The following is a 19,751-nucleotide window of genomic DNA, read 5'->3' as shown; positions in this document are numbered from 1 at the left end:
GATACGACCCGCAGGGGCTTTACTCGCCCACGCGCAGGCAGGAGTATGGATGCGACGCTCTCCGATGGGGTCGTCCGGGCCGGCAAGCAGGCCCGCGAGCAGTTCTACGACTCCAGCGGGTACGGTCGGCCGGTCGACGCCGGGAAGCTCGAACTGGCACCCGTCGAGGCGGCACACCTGCTGTATCGCGGTGACCTCGACGGTGTCGACGGGATGGGACTTCGGGAGCTACTGAACTCCGCGTTGCTGTCGGAGGTCGACTTCTTCGTCTACAAGGACCTGCGCGACCGGGGGTTCTACTGCTCGCCGGCCCGCTCGGAGCGCGTCGCGGACCCCGACGGCTGTGACTTCGTCGTCTATCCACGGGGCAAGGGGCCGTGGGACGACGCCGTCGCCCACCGGATCCGGGTCGTCAGCGAGCGCGAGACGGTCCCGGCAGCCGATCTGGGGGCGTGTGCGCTGGCCGTCGTCGACGAGGAGAGCGAGATCAGCTACTTCGAGACCCACCGTCCGGACGTGACCGGGACGAGTCGGTCGTCCGTCCCCGAAACCGACGGCGATCTGCTCGCAGACAGGGTCGTCTGCTGGGACCCGCCCGCCGAACTGTACGAAGCGGCCTTCTACGGGCAACCGCTCGACGAGCAGGACGCACAGGCGATCCAGCTCTCGCTGGTCGAGGCCGCGTACCTCGCCGGGACGGGCACCCTCCACGTCGAGGGCGATGCCGACGCGGTGATCGAACGCGGTCGCGCCGTCGAGGGCGATCGGTTCGACCGCCGGCTCGCGGTGTACGAACGGCTTCGAGAGCAGGGTGTCGCGCCCAAAACGGGCTTCAAGTTCGGCGCTGACTTCCGGACCTACGCGGACGTCGAGAGCGTCGCGGACCTGGGCCACTCCGAACTGCTCGTGCGGGCGTTCGACGCCGGCCACGTCTTCGAGCCCCGAGATCTCGCACTGGACGTGCGCCTAGCCCACGGCGTGCGCAAGACGATGGCCTACGCGTTCGTCGGCGACGAGGGGATCGACTGGCTGGCCGTCGAGCGGCTGACGCCCTGACCGCGGCCCGAAACGAACCCTTTTTGCGCCGACGACTGCCTACGCATGAATAGATTGGCTCGCGCCAGTCAGTTCGACCATGAGTGACCCAGATCGCACCCGCGACGAGGGATCGCCCGACGACCACAGCGCCGCGTCGGGTTCGGACTGGCGCGAGCGCTCGGGGACCTCCGTCCGAACGGACGGTGGAACGGAGGCAGAAGGCCCCGATGCTGTCGCTCTCGATCCGTGGGGCTCCTCGACGGTCTCGGACTACCGGAAGCTGTTCGACCAGTTCGGCATCGAGTCCTTCGACGAGGTCCTGCCCGAGGTCCCGGAGCCCCACTACCTGATGCGACGGGGCGTCATCTTCGGGCACCGCGACTACCGCCCCGTGGCTCGCGCGATGCGCGAGGGCGAGCCGTTCGCCGCGCTGTCGGGGTTCATGCCGACGGGCGACCCTCACATCGGTCACAAACTCGTCTTCGACGAGATCATCTGGCACCAGGAGCGGGGCGGCGACGCGTACGGACTGATCGCCGACCTGGAGGCCCACAGCGCCCGCGGCCTGACCTGGGAGGAGATCGACGAGCACGCGAGGAACTACGTTCTCTCGCTGCTGGCGCTGGGCTTCGATCCCGAGGACGGAGAGCTGTACCGCCAGTCCGAGAACCGCGACGTACAGGATCTCGCCTTCGAACTCGGTGCCGAGGCGAACTTCTCGGAGCTCCAGGCGATCTACGACTTCGACGGCGAGACCGACGTGAGTCACATGCAGTCGGTCGTCACCCAGATGGCCGACATCCTCTACCCGCAACTCGACGGGCCGAAGCCGACGGTGATCCCGGTCGGTCCCGACCAGGACCCACACATGCGACTCGCCCGCGACCTGGCGGCCCGGATGGGCTATTTCGGCGTCACTCGCGCGTACGCGAGCTTCGAGGTCGACGACGCCGAGCGGGAGCTGCTCGGTGCCGCCCACGAGGCCCTGCAGGCCGACCGTTCGGCCGACGAGCGCGTCCGCTGTGAAGCGGCCGCCGACTGGATCGAGGCCGAAATCGCGCCCGACGACGTGCGCCAGCGCACCGTCGAGAAGCTCCGCGCTGCGGGCAAGGAACCACTTCGCCCTCGGACTCGCTTCCTCGATCGCAACGCCACCGACGAGGCCTTCGAGGCGCTGATCGAGGCGGTCGAGGGCGAGAAGCGCGTCTACGACGAGCACGTCGACGCCTTCGACATGGACCGCGAGGCCGCCACGGAACTGGCCCGCGAGATCGCGATCGACCACGGCGGCTACGGCTTTCGCGCACCGTCGTCGATCTACCACCGCTTCATGACGGGGTTGACCGGCGGCAAGATGTCCTCCTCGATTCCCGCCTCACACATCTCGCTGCTGGACGACCCCGAAGACGGCTACGACAAGGTGAAGTCGGCGACGACCGGCGGCCGATCGACCGCCGAGGAACAGCGCGAGAAGGGCGGCAAGGCCGACGAGTGCCCGGTCTACGAGCTGTACGCCTACCTGCTCGCCGGTGACGACGACGAGTTCGCCAAGGAGGTCTACGACGAGTGCGTCGGGGGCGAACGGCTCTGTGGGGGCTGCAAGGAACAGGCCGCCGAACTGATGGAGTCGTTCCTCGAAGACCACCAGGAGAAACGCGCCGAGTGGGAAGCGAAACTCGACGAGCTCGACATCGACCTCGACAGCGATCGCAAGCGCTGATCGCTCGCTCACTCCTCGATCCCCCGTCTCACGGGACGCTCTCGCCCGAACACGACCCGACGAGGTCCCGCAACGCTTTTGACTGGCCACGCTATCCGTTCGCACATGGCATCCGAATCCCAGACCGGAAGATCCGCTCGCCAGTCAGCGACGCCGATGGGATTCGACTCCGTTTTCGCCTCGCCGGGCGGCGGATTCGGGGCGCGTCGAGAGGCCGGCCCCGACGAAACCGTCCGCGGCAAGTGAGAACCGTTAACTGACGAACCCGCCGTGTATCCGACAACGAACATGCGACTACCACACGCGCAGGTGGCCCTGCTGGAGGCTGCCGACGCAGACGACGCCAGACGTATCGACGCGCTGGCCGACGAGGCCGGCCTGAAACCGGAGACGGCGACCGGTGCCGCCTTCGCACTCGAAGACGAGGGACTGCTCGCACTCGCCGAGGAGACCGTCGAGTCCGCCACACTGACCGACGAAGGCCGTGCGTACCTCGACGAGGGGCTCCCGGAAGTTCGCTTCTACCGCGGTGCGATCGACGCCGGTGCGGACGACGAGCCCGCGGAGATGGGACCGGTCATCGGCGCGGCCGGCCTCGACGGCGCGGCCGTCGACATCGCGCTCTCGAACTTCGCGCGCAAGGGGTACGGCAAGATCGACAGCGGTGCCGTGTCGGCCGACCCCGGGGCCGATCCCGACAGCGACCCGGAGGCCGCGGCGCTGGCCGCGCTGGCGGACGGCGAGTCGGTCGCCGACGAGGACGTGCTCGCACAGCTCGACCGCCGCGGACTTGTCGAGATCTCCGAGACCACGGTCCGCTCCGCGCGGCTCACTGACGACGGTGTGACGACGCTGATGGCCGGCGTCGAAGTCGCGGAAACGGTCGGACAGGTCACCCCGGAGCTGCTGACTTCCGGGGAGTGGCGTGACGTGGAGTTCGCCGAGTACAACGTCGAGGCCGACGCCGACGAGGTCCGGACCGGCAAGACCCACGTCCTCCGCCGGCAGGCCGAGAACGTCAAAGACACGCTCGTCGGCATGGGCTTCCAGGAGATGCAGGGTCCGACGGTCGACGCGGACTTCTGGATCAACGACTGCCTGTTCATGCCACAGGACCACCCCGCGCGCAACCACTGGGACCGCTTCGCGCTGGACCAGCCGGCACAGATCGACGAGCTGCCGGCGGCCCTCGTCGAGCGCGTCGAGTCGGCCCACCGAGAGGGCGTCGGTCCCGACGGCGAGGGGTACCACTCGCCGTGGGATCTGGACTTCGCCAAGGCCCTGGCCCTGCGGGGTCACACCACGTCTCTGACTGCTCGCCACCTCTCGGGCGAAGCGCTCGGCGAGCTGGAGCCGCCCCAGCGGTTCTTCTCGATCGAGAAGGCCTACCGCAACGACACGCTGGACGCGACCCACCTGCTGGAGTTCTTCCAGATCGAGGGATGGGTGATGGCCGAGGAGCTGTCGGTCCGGGACCTGATGGGGACGTTCACCGAGTTCTACGAGCAGTTCGGCATCACCGACGTCCAGTTCAAGCCCCACTACAACCCCTACACGGAACCGAGCTTCGAGCTGTTCGGTCGCCACCCCGAGACGGGCGAACTGATCGAGATCGGCAACTCCGGAATCTTCCGACCGGAGATGCTCGAACCGCTCGGCGTCGACTGTGACGTGATGGCCTGGGGGCTGGCCCTGGAACGGCTGCTGATGCTCGTGACCGGTGCCGAGGACATCCGAGACGTCCACGGGACGCTCGTCGATCTCGACTTCCTGCGATCCGAGGAGGTGCTCTACTGATGCCAACTGTCGACATCGACCCCGACGAACTGCGCGAACTGACCGGCCACGGCGACAAGAGCGACGACGAACTCCGAGACGACCTGTTCTCGCTGGGCCTGGAGTACGAGGGCGAGACCGACGAGGGCCACTTCGAACTGGAGTTCGCCCCCGACCGGCTGGACAGACTCTCCGTCGAGGGGATCGCCCGCTCGCTGCGCTACGACTACGGCGACGACCGCGGCGTGTACGTCCCGAGCACCAACGACGCCGAGTGGACCATCGAGGTCGAAGACACGCCGCCGGAACGTCCCTACGTCACCGGCGCGATCGTCCGCGGGCTTGACCTCGACCAGTCGTCGCTGGACTCGCTGATCCAGCTCCAGGAGAAGCTCCACGCCACGATGGGGCGCAAGCGCGCCAAGGGCGCGATCGGCGTCCACGACCTGACGATGCTGAAGGGCGGCGCGGCGAACGTCACCGCCTCACCGCCACAGGACGGGGCGGTAGACGATCTCGCCCGCCCGGACGCCGACCCGACCGGTGAGGGTGCTGACGCCGACTCGGTCACGAAGACGATCACTTACACGGGCATCGACCCCGACAGCGAGGAGTTCGTCCCCCTCGAAGGCGACCGTGCGATGACCCCCGCCGAGGTGACCGAAACCCACCATATCGGCGTCGAGTACGCCGACCTCGTCGCCGAGATGGATCGCGTCCCGGCGATCTACGACTCGATCGGGCTGTTCTCGTTCCCGCCGGTCATCAACGGCAAGCGGACCGAAGTCGACACCGGCTCGCGGGACCTCTTCATCGAGATGACCGGCACCGACCAGTGGACGATCGACCACATGCTGTCGATCGTCTGTTACGCGCTCGACGCTCGCGGTGGCACCGTCGAGGAGGTCGCCGTCGAGTACACGGACGGCGCGCCCGGCGAGTACGCGGGTCAGTCGTTCCTCCGCCCGGATCTCGGGACCAAGACCAAGACCGTGGCCCACGACCGCATCGAGACGATTCTGGGCGTCGACCTCGACAAGCGCGAGATCGGCGATCTCGCCGACCGGGCCGGTCTCGACGCCAGCGAGACCGACACCGACGGCGTCTACGAGTTCGAGATCCCGCCCTACCGCGTCGACGTGCTCCACCCGATCGACGTGATCGACGACCTCGGTCGAGCCTACGGCTTCAACACGCTGGAGCCGCGGTACCCCGACGTGTCGACGGTTGGGGGCCGTCACGACCGCTCGAAGCTCGAACGGGCGACCCGAGACGTGCTGGTCGGTCTGGGCTTCGAGGACCTGCTGAACTTCTACATGATCAGCGAGGAAGCGAACTACGAGCGCCTGCAGGTGACTCCCGGCAGCGACGTCGTCGGCGGCGGCGATCCCGTGACGATCCAGGAGCCCTACAGCGAGGACTACACGATGTTGCGGTCGTGGGCGCTGCCCTCCATCATGCTCGTCCTCGAGAACAACACGCATCGCTCGTACCCACAGGACCTCGCAGAGATCGGTCTGGCTGTCGAGGTCGACGAATCGACCAACACCAACGTCGCCGAGCACCGCACGGTCGCGGCCGCGGTCGCGCGTCACGACGCCTCCTACGAGGACGCCAAGACGCGCCTGCAGGCCATCGCCGCCAACTTCGACACAGAACTCGCGACGCCGCCGATCGACCACCCGACGTTCATCGACGGCCGGACCGCGGCGGTCGAACTCGACGGCGAGGCCGTGGGCGTCGTCGGTGAGGTCGACCCGGCCGTGCTCGTCGAACACGACCTCGAAGTACCGGTGGCCGCCTTCGAGTTCCGTCTGGACGCTCTGGAGTAGCGAGGCGCGCTCTCGGCGGGCCTCGAAGCCGAACGGTGAGGAACGAGCCGTGAGCAGAGTGAGCCGACGGCAAAACTTGGCTGCCCGCTCCGACTATACTCTACAGATCTGCGCCGACGGCGTCCTCGATCGTCTCGAACCCGTCCGCTTCGAGCAGCGCCACCAGCCCCTCGTTGATCTCTCGGGCCAGCGTCGGTCCCTCGTAGACCAGCGCCGTGTACAGCTCGACCAGCGTCGCGCCGGCCCGTATCTTCCGATAGGCACCCTCCGCGCTGGAGACGCCGCCCACGCCGACGACCGGTACGTCGACGCGCTCGGCGACGAACTTGACCATCTGCGTCGCCCGATCCTCGATGGGCTTGCCCGAGAGGCCACCGGTCTCGACGCGGTGCCCGCTCTGCAGAGATGCGGGCCGCTCGGTGGAGGTGTTAGTCGCCACGACGCCGTCGAGATCCAGTTCGCGAACGATCGCCAGCGCGTCCTCGATCGCCGGCTCCGGAAGGTCGGGCGCGAGTTTGACCAGTATCGGAGCCGCGCCAGCGTCTTTCAGCTCGCCGAGAATCGCCGCCATCGACTCCCTGTTCTGGAGCTCTTCGAACCCCTGTGAGTTCGGACAGGAGACGTTGACGACGAAGAAATCGCCGCCGTCGGCCACCCGCTCGTAGGTGTAGCGGTAGTCGTCCGGTGCGTCGTCGGTGCCGACGTGCTCGCTCTTGGCGATGTTGACGCCGACGGGCACCGCGGCGTCCGTCGCCGTCAGCCGCTCGCCGACGGCGTCTGCGCCGTGGTTGTTCAACCCCATCCTGTTGATGATCGCCTCGTCTTCGCGCAGACGGAACATCCGGGGGCGGGCGTTCCCGGTCTGTGGCTCGGCCGTGACGCCCCCGACCTCGACGAAGCCAAATCCCAGCGCACCGAGCGCGCCGGGGATCTCGGCGTTCTTGTCGAACCCCGCCGCGACGCCGACCGGACTGTCGAACTGCTGGCCGAACGCGTCGACGGCGAGTCTGTCGTCGTCGACCCGGTACCGTCGTTCGAGCAACTCCGTCACAGGCGTCTCGTCGGCCACTTCGAGCAGTCGGTGTACCGTTCGGTGGGCGGTCTCTGCCGGCAACTGAAACAACAGCGGTCGTGCGATGTCGTAGAGGTTCATGTGTCTCGTCTGGCAGTCGCGGTTCAGTGAACCGCGATCCGCCGTGATGGTGCTGCTAAAACTCGTGTTCGACGTCCTCTGGGTCTGCTTTCTGAATGATGATCTTGTTGTCCCGGACGCGGACGAACACTTCGTCACCGATCTCCATCCCAGCGACTGCGAGTTCGTCCTCGTGGATGTTGATGTGAACGTTGTGGTACTCGCCATCGTCGTCTTTGGCGCCACTTGGGCTGAGCTTCTTCTTTCGCACCATCGCGCTATCCTACTCCGTGCATCGCCGTAGGATATACTTAAGTCTACCGTGCGAGGCGTATCGTTCACGCGTCACCGCGCGCGAGCACGGGACACGGCCGCTTTTGTACCCTGTTTCGGGGTTCCGTTCGTTATCACATATAAATGTACCGTGGCGGGAGCGGTCGATTTGGGGGTATATTTATGTTGAGCCATGTGTTCCATTGACATGGAGCGGTGAGAACCATGGCACGCGACAAGGACAAGCGCAATTTTGCGCTCCGAACACAGGACGGTGACGAAACGAGCGTCTTCTCGGGTGGAACACCACGTCAGGCGGCACTGAAGGCCGCCCGGCGTCTCGATCCCGCCGACAGCGAAGACGACGCAGATCCCGAAGAGATTCGGCTCCGCGAGAAGGGAACCCACAAGGTCCACATCTACGAGGGATGGGCCTGGGAAGAGGAGGCTCCCGACGACAAGCCCGGCTGGATGCCGGGTGACATCACGAAAGGGAACGTCTCCAAAGAGGGCGTAGAGCACCTCGACGAGATCTAGCCGTTCGAGCCCCGCTATTTTTGCGCCGATCGGTCCGTGTCGAGAGACATTTACAACCCGGGCGCTCACGTACACGTGCGCGGCCACACTCGGTCCGACCGACGCACGCTGCGCGGGATGACCGGCTGACCTCCAGCCGCGCGATACTCACACAGTTTGCCGTCCGTCTCTGGTGCGTTCCGTCGTCCGTGGTGAGGGACTATCCCGACACAGTGCAGTCGCCGGTCTCTCTGTTCGTCGACCTGCTGGCCGCTTTCATATCAGCGACCGTACGTCTGTACAGAATTTCGCGACCCCGTGGTCGCGAATATCCTGAGACAGTTACAGCCGGCAGTATCGGTGTACTACCGTACGACCCCGACGTACCCATGTAATCGCATGCCGTAGCGGGGTTCGTTCGACGCCCTTAAGTTATCCCTGCTCCTCGGATGTAATACGAAGCGGTGCAGGGCAGATCGCCCTTGCCGGGCCTCGCGCTCATCCGACGCCCTTAAGTGTAACAGGGTGTTCGGCTTGGACGCAATCGATGCTTGGCTAGGGACGAACCCCTGGCCACACGGACCACACGGCGAGTCCCTCTCGCCGGACACGACTCGAAGGCTTTATGATGCCTTCGGGAGTATATCCAAGTCCGGAAGAATGAGGATTCCACCCCTGCGGTCCGCCGTCAAGATGGGATCTGATGTTAGCCCTAGTAGTTCGGTGACACTCGGTCGACGAGTGTCGTCGGACGCTCTTCGATAGCGACCACACCCTTATGGGTGTGATCCCGCCTAACCCCCCTGCTCTGCAGGGGACATTCCGGTTGATCCTGCCGGAGGCCATTGCTATCGGAGTCCGATTTAGCCATGCTAGTCGCGCGGGTTTAGACCCGCGGCAGATAGCTCAGTAACACGTGGCCAAACTACCCTATGGACGGGAATAACCTCGGGAAACTGAGGCTAATCCCCGATACAGCTCTCAGACTGGAGTGTCGAGAGCTGGAAACGCTCCGGCGCCATAGGATGTGGCTGCGGCCGATTAGGTAGACGGTGGGGTAACGGCCCACCGTGCCTATAATCGGTACGGGTTGTGAGAGCAAGAACCCGGAGACGGTATCTGAGACAAGATACCGGGCCCTACGGGGCGCAGCAGGCGCGAAACCTTTACACTGCACGACAGTGCGATAGGGGGACTCCGAGTGCGAGGGCATATAGCCCTCGCTTTTCTGTACCGTAAGGTGGTACAGGAACAAGTGCTGGGCAAGACCGGTGCCAGCCGCCGCGGTAATACCGGCAGCACGAGTGATGGCCGCTATTATTGGGCCTAAAGCGTTCGTAGCCGGCCGGTCAAGTCTGTTGGGAAATCGACGCGCTCAACGCGTCGGCGTCCAGCGGAAACTGACTGGCTTGGGGCCGGAAGATCTGAGGGGTACGTCCGGGGTAGGAGTGAAATCCCGTAATCCTGGACGGACCACCGGTAGCGAAAGCGCCTCAGAAAGACGGACCCGACGGTGAGGAACGAAAGCTAGGGTCTCGAACCGGATTAGATACCCGGGTAGTCCTAGCTGTAAACGATGCTCGCTAGGTGTGCCGCAGGCTACGAGCCTGCGCTGTGCCGTAGGGAAGCCGAGAAGCGAGCCGCCTGGGAAGTACGTCTGCAAGGATGAAACTTAAAGGAATTGGCGGGGGAGCACTACAACCGGAGGAGCCTGCGGTTTAATTGGACTCAACGCCGGACATCTCACCAGTCCCGACAGCAGTAATGACGGTCAGGTTGACGACTTTACCCGACGCTGCTGAGAGGAGGTGCATGGCCGCCGTCAGCTCGTACCGTGAGGCGTCCTGTTAAGTCAGGCAACGAGCGAGACCCGCACTCCTAGTTGCCAGCAATACCCTTGTGGTAGTTGGGTACACTAGGAGGACTGCCAACGCTAAGTTGGAGGAAGGAACGGGCAACGGTAGGTCAGTATGCCCCGAATGGACTGGGCAACACGCGGGCTACAATGGTCGAGACAGTGGGATGCGGCACCGAGAGGTGGAGCTAATCCCCTAAACTCGGTCGTAGTTCGGATTGTGGGCTGAAACTCGCCCACATGAAGCTGGATTCGGTAGTAATCGCGTGTCAGAAGCGCGCGGTGAATACGTCCCTGCTCCTTGCACACACCGCCCGTCAAAGCACCCGAGTGAGGTCCGGATGAGGCCATCATGCGATGGTCGAATCTGGGCTTCGCAAGGGGGCTTAAGTCGTAACAAGGTAGCCGTAGGGGAATCTGCGGCTGGATCACCTCCTAACGATCGGGACCAGGCCGACGAGCCTGGCCCACCTTTGGCAGCGTCCACCGACACCCGTCGACCGGGCACCTATGAACTACTAGGGCTAACGTTGCGGACGAGGCGTCGGGCCCATAGCTCAGCGGCAGAGCACCTCCTTTGCAAGGAGGAAGCCCTGGGTTCAAATCCCAGTGGGTCCATACCCCGTACGTGTTCGAACCGTGCCCCTTAAGTGTGGGACGGCGCTCGAACGATGTACGGCAGACCAGTGCACTACTCCGTGCAAGCGTGGGTAGGAAGGGTCGATGTACAGACCGGGTCGCACCGGCTGTACTGATGACACCGCGTGTACGTGCGATCCAGGCGTCCACTGGACTCGTGCAATTTCATCGAGTCACAACCAAATTTGACGTTGGCTACTGTGCCGCCTGGTGGATAGCTCGGCTCGGAAGCCGATGACGGACGTGCCAAGCTGCGAAAAGCCATGGGGAGCCGCACGGAGGCGAAGAACCATGGATCTCCGAATGGGAATCCCTCTTACAATTGCTTCGCGCAATGGGGAACCTCGAGAATTGAAACATCTTAGTATCGAGAGGAACAGAAAGCGCAATGCGATGTCGTTACTAACCGCGAGTGAACGCGACACAGCCCAAACCGAAGCCCTCACGGGCAATGTGGTGTACGGACTACCTTTCATCGGCCGACCATCTTCACGAAGTCTTCTGGAACGAAGCGTGATACAGGGTGACAACCCCGTAGTGAAGGTCAGTACGTCGTGTGGTAACTCCAGAGTAGCGGGGGTTGGAAATCCCTCGTCAAGACGGCAGGCATCGACTGCCAAGGCTAAATACTCTCCGAGACCGATAGTGAACAAGTAGCGTGAGCGAACGCTGAAAAGCACCCTCAGACGGGGGTTGCAATAGGGCTTGAAATCAGGTGGCGATCGAGCGACGGGGCTTACAAGGTCCTGTAACAAACGAGAGCGGCGCGAGCCGTCAGTAGGACTTACAGGAAGCCGAAGTTCCGTCGTGCGTTTTGAAAAACGAGCCAGAGAGTGTGCCTGTTTGGCGAGTCTAACCCGATAATCGGGGAAGGCATAGGGAAACCGACATGGCCGCAGCGCTTTGCGCAAGGGCCGCCGTCTTCAAGGGCGGGGAGTCAAACGAGCACGACCCGAAACCGGGTGATCTACGCGTGGGCAGGGTGAAGCGTGCCGAAAGGCACGTGGAGGCCCGTTAGGGATGGTGTCCTACAATACCCTCCCGTGACCTACGTGTAGGGGTGAAAGGCCCATCGAACCCGGAAACAGCTGGTTCCAACCAAAACATGTCGAAGCATGACGTCCGCCGAGGTAGTTCGTGGGGTAGAGCGACCGATTGAGGTGCTTCACTTCGAGAGAAGTGAACACTTCTGTCAAACTCCGAACCTACGAACGCTGTCGACGCGGGCAGTCCGGTATGCGGGGTAAGCCTGTGTACCGTAAGGGAGACAACCCAGCGCCGGGTTAAGGTCCCAAAGTGTGGATTAAGTGTGATCGAAAGTGGTCTCAAGCCCTAGACAGCCGGGAGGTGAGCTTAGAAGCAGCTACCCTCTAAGAATAGCGTAACAGCTTACCGGCCGAGGTTTGAGGCGCTGAAAATGATCGGGACTCAAATCCACCACCGAGACCTGGCCGCTCCCGTGAAAGGGAGATCGAGTAGGTTGGCGCTCCGATTGGATGGAAGCAGGGGTGAGAACTCCTGTGGACCGATCGGTGACGACAATTCTGGCCATAGTAGCAGCGATAGTCGGGTGAGAATTCCGACGGCCGAACGAGCAAGGGTTCCTCAGCACTGTTCGTCAACTGAGGGTTAGCCGGTCCTAAGTCCCCCCGTAATTCGAAGGGGACGACATGGGAAGCTGGTTAATATTCCAGCGCTCGTATGCAACGAAACCGACGCCTCGGGGTCGACCGAGCTGGGCCTTCGCCCAGTCAAATCATCCAAATCCGTGGAAGCCGTAATGGCAGGAAGCGGACGAACGGTGAGATAGTGAAAACCGGTTCAACCTGGGGCCCGTGAAAAGGGAGCATACGATCCGTACCGAGATCCGACACAGGTGCTCGTGGCGGCGAAAGCCAAGGCCTGTCGGGAACAACCGACGTTAGGGAATTCGGCAAGTTAGTCCCGTACCTTCGGAATAAGGGATGCCTGCTCCTGACAGGAGCAGGTCGCAGTGACTCGGACGCTCCGACTGTCTAGTAACAACATAGGTGACCGCAAATCCGCAAGGACTCGTACGGTCACTGAATCCTGCCCAGTGCGGGTATCTGAACACCTAGTACAATAGGACGAAGGACCCGTCAACGGCGGGGGTAACTATGACCCTCTTAAGGTAGCGTAGTACCTTGCCGCTTCAGTAGCGGCTTGCATGAATGGATTAACGAGAGCGTCACTGTCCCAACGTTGGGCCCGGTGAACTGTACGTTCCAGTGCGGAGTCTGGAGACCCCCAAGGGGAAGCGAAGACCCTATGGAGCTTTACTGCAGGCTGTTGCTGGGACATGGTCGCTACTGTGCAGGGTAGGTAGGAGTCGTTACACAGGTATCCGCGCTAGCGGACCACCGAGACACACATGAAACACTACCCGGTAGTGACTGTGACCCTCACTCCTGGCGGAGGACACCAATAGCCGGGCAGTTTGACTGGGGCGGTACGCGCTCGAAAGAATATCGAGCGCGCCCTAAGGCTATCTCAGCCGTGACAGAGACGCGGCGAAGAGCGCAAGAGCAAAAGATAGCTTGACAGTGTCACTACCAACACGGTGACGCTGACGCGAAAGCGTGGTCTAGCGAACGGATGCGCCTGCTTGATGCGGGCCGATCTACGACAGAAAAGCTACCCTAGGGATAACAGAGTCGTCACCGGCAAGAGCACATATCGACCCGGTGGCTTGCTACCTCGATGTCGGTTCCCTCCATCCTGCCCGTGCAGCAGCGGGCAAGGGTGAGGTTGTTCGCCTATTAAAGGAGGTCGTGAGCTGGGTTTAGACCGTCGTGAGACAGGTCGGCTGCTATCTATTGGGGGTGTAACGGAATCTGACGGGAACGATCGTATAGTACGAGAGGAACTCCGATTGGTGACCACTGGTGTACCGGTTGTCCGAGAGGGCACGTGCCGGGCAGCCACGTCACACGGGGTAAGAGCTGAATGCATCTAAGCTCGAAACCCACCTGGAAAAGAGATTCCACCGAGGTCACTCGTAGAAGACGAGATAGATAGACTCGGGGTGTACGCGTCGAGGCAACGAGACGTTGAGCCCGCGAGCACTAATCGACCGAAGCCACACACTCATTGCACTGTGACTCATTGCGTTGCACGAGTCCAGGCGTTCACTGGATCGCACGTAGACGCGGAGACCGAGACAGGTATCCTCGTGGTTCGATTCCACGACTCGGCGTAAAGGCGGCCATAGCGGCAGGGAAACACCCGTACCCATCCCGAACACGGACGTTAAGCCTGCCAGCGTTGCGGTGAGTACTGGGGTGTGCGAACCCCTGGGAAAGCCGGTTCGCCGCCTGCCATTCATACTACAGAGCCCGCAGCCACCGTGGCTGCGGGCTTTTTTCATGTCGATCGATAGCGGCAGTGCTCGCTTCGAGCCGAGAAGTGGTGACACTGTGTCGATCAGCAGCTTCGGCGCAGCTCTGTGATCGTAGACACGCCACGGCAGCGGTTGCGGTTTCGTTGATCGAACGAGGGTCGACGGAGGAGAGTCGAACCGAGACCGCTACGCTTAAGCGAACCACCCCGTTACCTGAAACTGCGCCAAGGTGGCAGAGTTCGGCCTAACGCAGCGGCCTGCAGAGCCGCCCATCGTCGGTTCAAATCCGACCCTTGGCTTTCTACGACGCACGGACGGAGAGAGTCGTTCGAATCTCGACTATCTGCTCAAGAGCTCTCAGTGACGAGTCAGTGCAGTTGATCGGGAAGACGGTAGAATCAGCTGGAAAGGGGAATTACTCGGCGACGAACGCTGCGAGGTCGAGCATGCGGTTGGCGAAGCCGAACTCGTTGTCGTACCAGGTCAGCACTTTGACGAGGTCGCCGACGACGTTCGTGTTCTCGAGGTCGACCATCGTCGAGTAGGGCTGGCCCAGCACGTCCCGAGAGACGATCGGGTCGTCACTGACGCCCAGTACGCCTTCGAGTTCTCCGTCGGCGGCGGCCTCGAAGGCGGCGTTGATGTCGCTCTCGGTGGCGTCCGTTTCGAGTGTACAGACGAACTCGGTGATCGAACCGTCGGGGACTGGGACGCGCATTGCCATCCCGTCGAGTTTCCCTTCGAGTTCGGGGAGGACTTCGGTCGCGGCCTGGGCAGCGCCCGTCGTCGTCGGGATGATGTTCTCGGCCGCAGCGCGGCGACGGCGGGGCTTGCTGTTGGGGCCGTCGACGAGGTTCTGGGTGCCCGTGTAGGCGTGGACCGTCGTCAACTGTCCCGACTCGATTCCGAATTCGTCTTGCAGTACCTTCGCGACCGGGGTGATGGAGTTTGTCGTACAGGAGGCGTTCGAGACGACGTCTTCGCCGTCGTACTCGTCGTGGTTGACGCCGTAGACGAGTTGTTTGACCGGCGTGTCGCCCTTCGGCGGTGCAGAGATGACGACTTTGTCGGCACCCGCGTCGAGGTGTTGGCTCGCGTCTTCGTGGCTGCGGAAGATGCCGGTCGACTCGAAGGTGATGTCGACGTCCAGTTCCTCCCAGGGGAGCTGGGTTGGATCGGTTTCGTGGAAGACGCCCGCCTCGAAGTCGGTCCCCTCGACGGTCAGAGTTCCGTCGTCGAGGCTGGCACCGTCGAGTCGTCCCATGACGGAGTCGTACTTGGCGAGATACTCCATCTCCTCGTCTTCCATCACGTCGTTGATGCCGACGATCTCGATGGCGTCGTTGTCCAGCGATGCGCGGAACACGTTGCGACCGATGCGGCCGAAGCCGTTGACTCCGACGCGAACGGTTTCTTCGCTCATGGTACATAGCCCGTCCACCGTCAGTAAATGGTTTTCGAAGTAGACGTGATTCGGTACTGTTACCTCTTGTTGTCAACGTCTGGCACCGCAACTGGTCGCTGTTCTCACTGAAATAGCCGGTATTCTATTCGGATTGTCAATATATGGGTGCAAGATAGTTCATTTGGTATTATAAATCTGTTCTCCGCCGGCAATGGGGTTTCATCTGCGAGGCGTGTCGACGTTATACTGCTATTCACGGAGTGAGTTCGTGGCTGCGTCTCTGAACGTTGTCTGGCCGATATATCCCAATCAGAATCGATCTCAAACAATCGTAACCGGACCGTTTCGTTCACACTCGTCGCGTCGATGTCTACGGTGTGCGTTTCGGTGTCGATAGCTGGATAGTCTGTTCGGACACCGTCCCGACAGTACGGCCATCGATGTGGTGCCCATCAGCGTCTCTGCGTACACGGGCGCTCACCGTGGCTCTCGATCGTGCTCGTTGTAGACTGGCGTTCGGGTTCCCGACGGGTGACGGTGTTCAGATAAGAGATCGAGAGTGGCGGAAGTGAAGCACCGAAAGCCCTCGGCCCGCTCGGCGGTTCTGTGGCGGATATCCTCACTCCGCTCGGATAGTGCCGCCGCAGAACCGCCGACCGCGCCTCGCCCTTTCATCCGCCAGGTATCGGCTATCTGATCGTCTGAGCCCTGGCGGATGAAAGGGCGAGTGCTGCGTGACGGCGGAGCCGTCACGTTATAGCCGGCCGGTTCCACCGGCCGGCCCTTGCGGGAACCCGGACCCCGCAAGCACCTACTGGAGCGCAGCGTGGGTCCCGGGACCGCAACTGCACGAGGGCTTTCGGTGTCTACAAGTCCACTGACGCAGTTGCTTATCTGAACACTACTCGACGGGTGGGCCGAAGGTTTATTCCCCAACGTCCGTCTAGGGTAGGTAGGATGAGACGCGACGACCGCGACGACCCCTTCGACGAGTTCTTCCGCGAGCTGGAGCGGATGATGAACGACGTGATGGGACCGGAGGGCGACGTCCACATCGAACAGGGTGGCGGCGGTTCGAGAGGCACAGATATGCACCTCGACGTACACGAGACGGACGATCAGCTCCGGGTCGTCGCCGACGTGCCGGGCGTCGACAAGGACGATATCGATCTGAAGTGTGACGGAACGGTCTTGACGATCGAGGCGGCCGGAACCCACCGCGACTACGACGACCAGATCACGCTGCCCGCCCGCGTCGACGAGCACTCCGCGAACGCGACGTACAACAACGGTGTTCTCGAAGTTACGTTCGACCGTGCAGAAGATCCCAGCGACATCAGTCTGAACTGAATCGCTGGGCTACTGACTCGCTGCCGTCGCTTCGATCAGCGCTGCTACGTCGTCCCAGAACCCGTCTTCGTATTTCGTGGCGCTGTCGATCGTCGGGCGCGCGTTGGTCTCGTTGACGACCGTGCGGTCGTCGGTCACGAGCAGATCGACGCCGAGATAGTCGATCTCCAGCGCCGCTGCTGCTCGGCGTACCAGTTCCCGTTCGTCGGGTGCGAGCGTCACGCCGGTGGCCTCGGCCCCGCGGTGGACGTTGTGCTTCCACTGGCCGCTGGCAAGTGCGTCCTCGGGGAGGCGGCGCTCGACCGCGCCGACGTACTCGCCGTCGACGACCATCGCCCGGTAGTCCCGTGCGCCGGGGAGATACTCCTGGACGAGAAACGACTGGTCGCCGGTCGCCCGATAGTCGTGGACCAGATCCAGGTAATCGCAGACGCCCAGAAAGGAGTCGAGGTCGTGAGCCTTCGCGACGCCGACGCCGCGGGTCGTCGCGTTGGGCTTGACGACCACCGGCGGGTCGAACTGCTCGAAGGCTGCTCTGAGATCTGCTTCGTCGACCGGATCGGAGACGACGACGGTCTCGGGCGTCGGGACGCCGGCCTGCGAGAGGTGGGCGAGTGCCTCGCCCTTGTGCCGGGAACGCAAGATCGCCTCGCGGCCGTTGACCCACGGGACGCCCAGTAGCGCGTCGGCGACGCCGCCTTCCGCGAGCCGCGGTGGGAAGACGAAGCCGGCGTCGTACTCGTCGAACGGCGAGTCGGCGATGGCGATCGTTCGCTCGTCGGTCCGGACGTGCGAGACCTCGATTCCACGCTGGGCCAGTGGCTCGCGCATGCGCTCGAACGTCTCGGCTCTCGTCGGCACGGCCAGCTTGAGCATACCTCTATTTTGAGCGGAATGATACAAAGGCTACCTATTCGAGCCGCCTGAGTGAGGAGTACGAACTTCGCTTTCTGAAGTGTGTGATTGACTCAGTTAGGGGGTATGTTCGTCGATGAGTCGCCACAGTGCTTCGTCGATGTCACGCGCAACTATGAGGGTTGCAAAGAGGAGCGAGATCACGAATCCACCGACGAAGACGCGGGCACTCGTGACAGCGTCCATCGGAACGACTGTTCCGAGAGCGACGTAGAGCGGGAGTAAGAGAACGAACCAAACTTTATACAATCTGTAGAGGCGACCAGAAAGTTCGACACGTTTGGCGATGTGTCTGACGGCAAGCGGTGTCGCGATTGCGATCTGGAGGCCGACGAACACTTTGACGTACAGGTCCGATAATTGGGGAAGAACCCACGCAGCCACCGAAAACGCACATCCAATAGAAATAATACCGACCCAGATGGTTCGAACCTTGTCTATTGAAAAACTCTTCATAGCTACGTCGGTAGATACATTCTACAGATGAAAAACTAAATGATCTCTAACTCTAGTTCAGATCAATAGCATCCCAGGTCACCCCGCGATCAAAGTCTCCGCTGGGATCCATATCAACTACTAGTAGTACTGGCTCTGGGGGAAGTGTAATCGGTGGTGTCGTGGGTGACGCAGGTGTGCAACTTGCAGAGATGCAGATACAGGGGGTATACCTGCCGAAATCGGCGTTAAGTCGGTTTCTATGTCGGGCATCGCTGGGGCAGCCTTGTCCCTCGGTATACGATACCGAACTGCGAATTCAGACGGCCGGGCTGCGTTCGAAGTCATGTTCCGCAATACCAACTCGAACGACCTGTACCTCTCTTCGACTGTCGGTCCCCGACCACTGATGCATGCGACGGAAAGCGACCGCGTCGAACCGGGACTCGCATTCCGCGCGTTGCGACAGCAGTAGACGAACGGACTGACATGCCCGAACCGGACACCGATACGACCGAGGACGACGACGCTGGCACGCTCGCGTGCCATCCCCAGACGGGACTGCAAGACGAGCAACTACCCGACAGCGGCTGCTGGCGCTGTCGCCACCTGACCACGACAGGCATCGCGACGCGACACGTCGTCACTGTCCCGGCGGGTCAGTCGCTCACCCGTCACTACGAAGTGTGGGGCCACCTGGAGAACGCCAACGCGTGTCTTCCACGCAGAACCTACGCGGTCACGAACCAGTGCTTCGCGTCGTCCAACCGCGCGAATCCGAAAGCAAATTCGTTCGACTGGCGTGCTTCGGTTACCGTGTCAGATCCCGAGTGAACGAACCGAGAGAACAGCGCTGTTCTACGCGATCAGCTGCTCTTCGCCGCGTTCGACCTTGATCCGGCACGGGGGCGTGATCTTGTTGTACGCGCGGCGGAACGCTTCCTTGACTTCCTCGGCCTGGTCGACTTCGCAGTAGGCCGTGAACAGACGCTCGTTGGCCTGGACGCGGGCGGCGGTGCCGACGATCTTCCCGAAGGCCTGGCGCATGCCGTCGGAGACACGGTCGGCCCCGGCACCGGTCGCCTGTTTGTTCTCTCTGATGACCTGGTGGGGGAACTTCCGCAGCGTCATCTTGTAGTTGCCTTCGCCGAACTCCTTGATCAGGTGGCGGTTCGCCGAGAGGCGCGAGGCCTCCATGGAACCGTGGCGCAGCTGGCACTCTTCCTCGACGATCAGGGAGATCTGGACCGGGTAGTCCTCGGGGTCGGCGTCCTTGTTACCCATCTGGTGCTGTGCGATCTTCGAACCGGGAATGCCCGTGATGTACTCGCGGCGCGTGTACGAGGGCTTGTTGATTTCCCGGTACATCGAGGCTGGCTTGTCCGACATAGATACTCTTGGCGGATACGTGGCCGAGCGAGCGTATTAAGCCTTCGAACTCCCGGCGGCTCCGTGTGTCGCTGTTGCACGGTTACTCCCGTGTCACTGGGCTGTTTTTGAACGT

14 protein-coding genes, 2 tRNA genes and 3 rRNA genes are annotated in these 19,751 nt (G+C 62.5%); 13 read left to right on the top strand and 6 right to left on the bottom strand.

Going from position 1 to position 19,751, the window contains the following annotated elements:
* The first annotated feature begins 45 nt into the window (after positions 1-45).
* The 5 genes from endA to pheT all read left to right on the top strand — a co-directional run bounded on the left by endA (position 46) and on the right by pheT (position 6,366).
* Positions 46-1,056, top strand: a complete 1,011-nt coding sequence (gene endA / locus HMUK_RS03175; protein WP_015761646.1) for a tRNA-intron lyase — start codon at positions 46-48, stop codon at positions 1,054-1,056.
* Between the two features lie 79 nt (positions 1,057-1,135).
* Entirely contained in the window at positions 1,136-2,758 is a 1,623-nt protein-coding gene (locus tag HMUK_RS03170; RefSeq protein ID WP_015761645.1) for a tryptophan--tRNA ligase, read from the top strand.
* A gap of 105 nt (positions 2,759-2,863) precedes the next feature.
* Complete coding sequence (locus tag HMUK_RS17460) at positions 2,864-3,004, top strand: hypothetical protein (protein ID WP_164731984.1); 141 nt, start codon at positions 2,864-2,866, stop codon at positions 3,002-3,004.
* A gap of 42 nt (positions 3,005-3,046) precedes the next feature.
* Positions 3,047-4,555, top strand: a complete 1,509-nt coding sequence (gene pheS, locus HMUK_RS03165) for a phenylalanine--tRNA ligase subunit alpha (RefSeq protein ID WP_015761644.1) — start codon at positions 3,047-3,049, stop codon at positions 4,553-4,555.
* Complete coding sequence (pheT, locus tag HMUK_RS03160) at positions 4,555-6,366, top strand: phenylalanine--tRNA ligase subunit beta (protein WP_015761643.1); 1,812 nt, start codon at positions 4,555-4,557, stop codon at positions 6,364-6,366. Before pheS ends, pheT begins: the two co-directional genes overlap by 1 nt.
* A gap of 100 nt (positions 6,367-6,466) precedes the next feature.
* Here the strand turns inward: pheT and HMUK_RS03155 are convergent, their stop codons facing one another.
* Entirely contained in the window at positions 6,467-7,519 is a 1,053-nt protein-coding gene (locus HMUK_RS03155; protein ID WP_015761642.1) for a quinone-dependent dihydroorotate dehydrogenase, read from the bottom strand.
* A 55-nt stretch (positions 7,520-7,574) separates the two neighbouring features.
* Positions 7,575-7,772 (bottom strand): hypothetical protein, encoded by a 198-nt coding sequence (locus HMUK_RS03150; RefSeq protein WP_015761641.1) that lies wholly within the window; start codon positions 7,770-7,772, stop codon positions 7,575-7,577.
* Positions 7,773-7,996: 224 nt separating this feature from the next.
* Between HMUK_RS03150 and HMUK_RS03145 the strand changes: the two genes are divergently transcribed.
* From HMUK_RS03145 to HMUK_RS03120, 6 genes are all read left to right on the top strand, one after another.
* Positions 7,997-8,308 carry a non-histone chromosomal MC1 family protein gene (locus tag HMUK_RS03145; protein ID WP_015761640.1) on the top strand — a complete coding sequence of 104 codons (312 nt, stop codon included), beginning with the start codon at positions 7,997-7,999 and terminating at the stop codon, positions 8,306-8,308.
* Between the two features lie 798 nt (positions 8,309-9,106).
* Positions 9,107-10,579: ribosomal RNA gene (locus HMUK_RS03140) — 16S ribosomal RNA — on the top strand.
* A 109-nt stretch (positions 10,580-10,688) separates the two neighbouring features.
* Positions 10,689-10,760: transfer RNA gene (locus tag HMUK_RS03135), tRNA-Ala, on the top strand.
* 207 nt (positions 10,761-10,967) lie between these two features.
* A 23S ribosomal RNA gene (locus HMUK_RS03130) occupies positions 10,968-13,890 on the top strand.
* Positions 13,891-13,999: 109 nt separating this feature from the next.
* Positions 14,000-14,121 (top strand): 5S ribosomal RNA (gene rrf / locus HMUK_RS03125).
* The 16S, 23S and 5S rRNA genes sit together here with 2 tRNA genes alongside, the layout of an rRNA operon.
* A gap of 244 nt (positions 14,122-14,365) precedes the next feature.
* A tRNA-Cys gene (locus tag HMUK_RS03120) sits at positions 14,366-14,441 on the top strand.
* 116 nt (positions 14,442-14,557) lie between these two features.
* Here the strand turns inward: HMUK_RS03120 and gap are convergent.
* Entirely contained in the window at positions 14,558-15,565 is a 1,008-nt protein-coding gene (gap, locus tag HMUK_RS03115; RefSeq protein ID WP_015761639.1) for a type I glyceraldehyde-3-phosphate dehydrogenase, read from the bottom strand.
* A gap of 939 nt (positions 15,566-16,504) precedes the next feature.
* On the opposite strand from gap, the gene HMUK_RS03110 reads away from it, so the two are divergent.
* Entirely contained in the window at positions 16,505-16,897 is a 393-nt protein-coding gene (locus HMUK_RS03110; RefSeq protein ID WP_015761638.1) for an Hsp20/alpha crystallin family protein, read from the top strand.
* Between the two features lie 9 nt (positions 16,898-16,906).
* Here HMUK_RS03110 and HMUK_RS03105 read toward each other — a convergent pair whose 3' ends face one another.
* Together HMUK_RS03105 and HMUK_RS03100 are read right to left on the bottom strand one after the other, a co-directional pair.
* Positions 16,907-17,773, bottom strand: a complete 867-nt coding sequence (locus tag HMUK_RS03105; protein ID WP_015761637.1) for an ATP-grasp domain-containing protein — start codon at positions 17,771-17,773, stop codon at positions 16,907-16,909.
* 96 nt (positions 17,774-17,869) lie between these two features.
* Positions 17,870-18,268 (bottom strand): hypothetical protein, encoded by a 399-nt coding sequence (locus HMUK_RS03100; RefSeq protein ID WP_015761636.1) that lies wholly within the window; start codon positions 18,266-18,268, stop codon positions 17,870-17,872.
* Between the two features lie 468 nt (positions 18,269-18,736).
* Here HMUK_RS03100 and HMUK_RS03095 point away from each other — a divergent pair, with 468 nt between their 5' ends.
* Positions 18,737-19,081: a hypothetical protein gene (locus tag HMUK_RS03095; protein WP_015761634.1), complete on the top strand. Its 345-nt coding sequence runs from the start codon at positions 18,737-18,739 to the stop codon at positions 19,079-19,081.
* A 24-nt stretch (positions 19,082-19,105) separates the two neighbouring features.
* Here HMUK_RS03095 and HMUK_RS03090 read toward each other — a convergent pair whose 3' ends face one another.
* Entirely contained in the window at positions 19,106-19,636 is a 531-nt protein-coding gene (locus tag HMUK_RS03090) for a 50S ribosomal protein L16 (RefSeq protein WP_015761633.1), read from the bottom strand.
* Positions 19,637-19,751 lie beyond the last annotated feature (115 nt).

Source organism: Halomicrobium mukohataei DSM 12286 (genome assembly GCF_000023965.1).
GTDB classification, from domain to species: Archaea; Halobacteriota; Halobacteria; order Halobacteriales; family Haloarculaceae; genus Halomicrobium; species Halomicrobium mukohataei.
The sequence above is the reverse complement of the archived record's forward strand: the minus strand, read 5'-3'. Positions and strand labels throughout refer to the sequence as shown.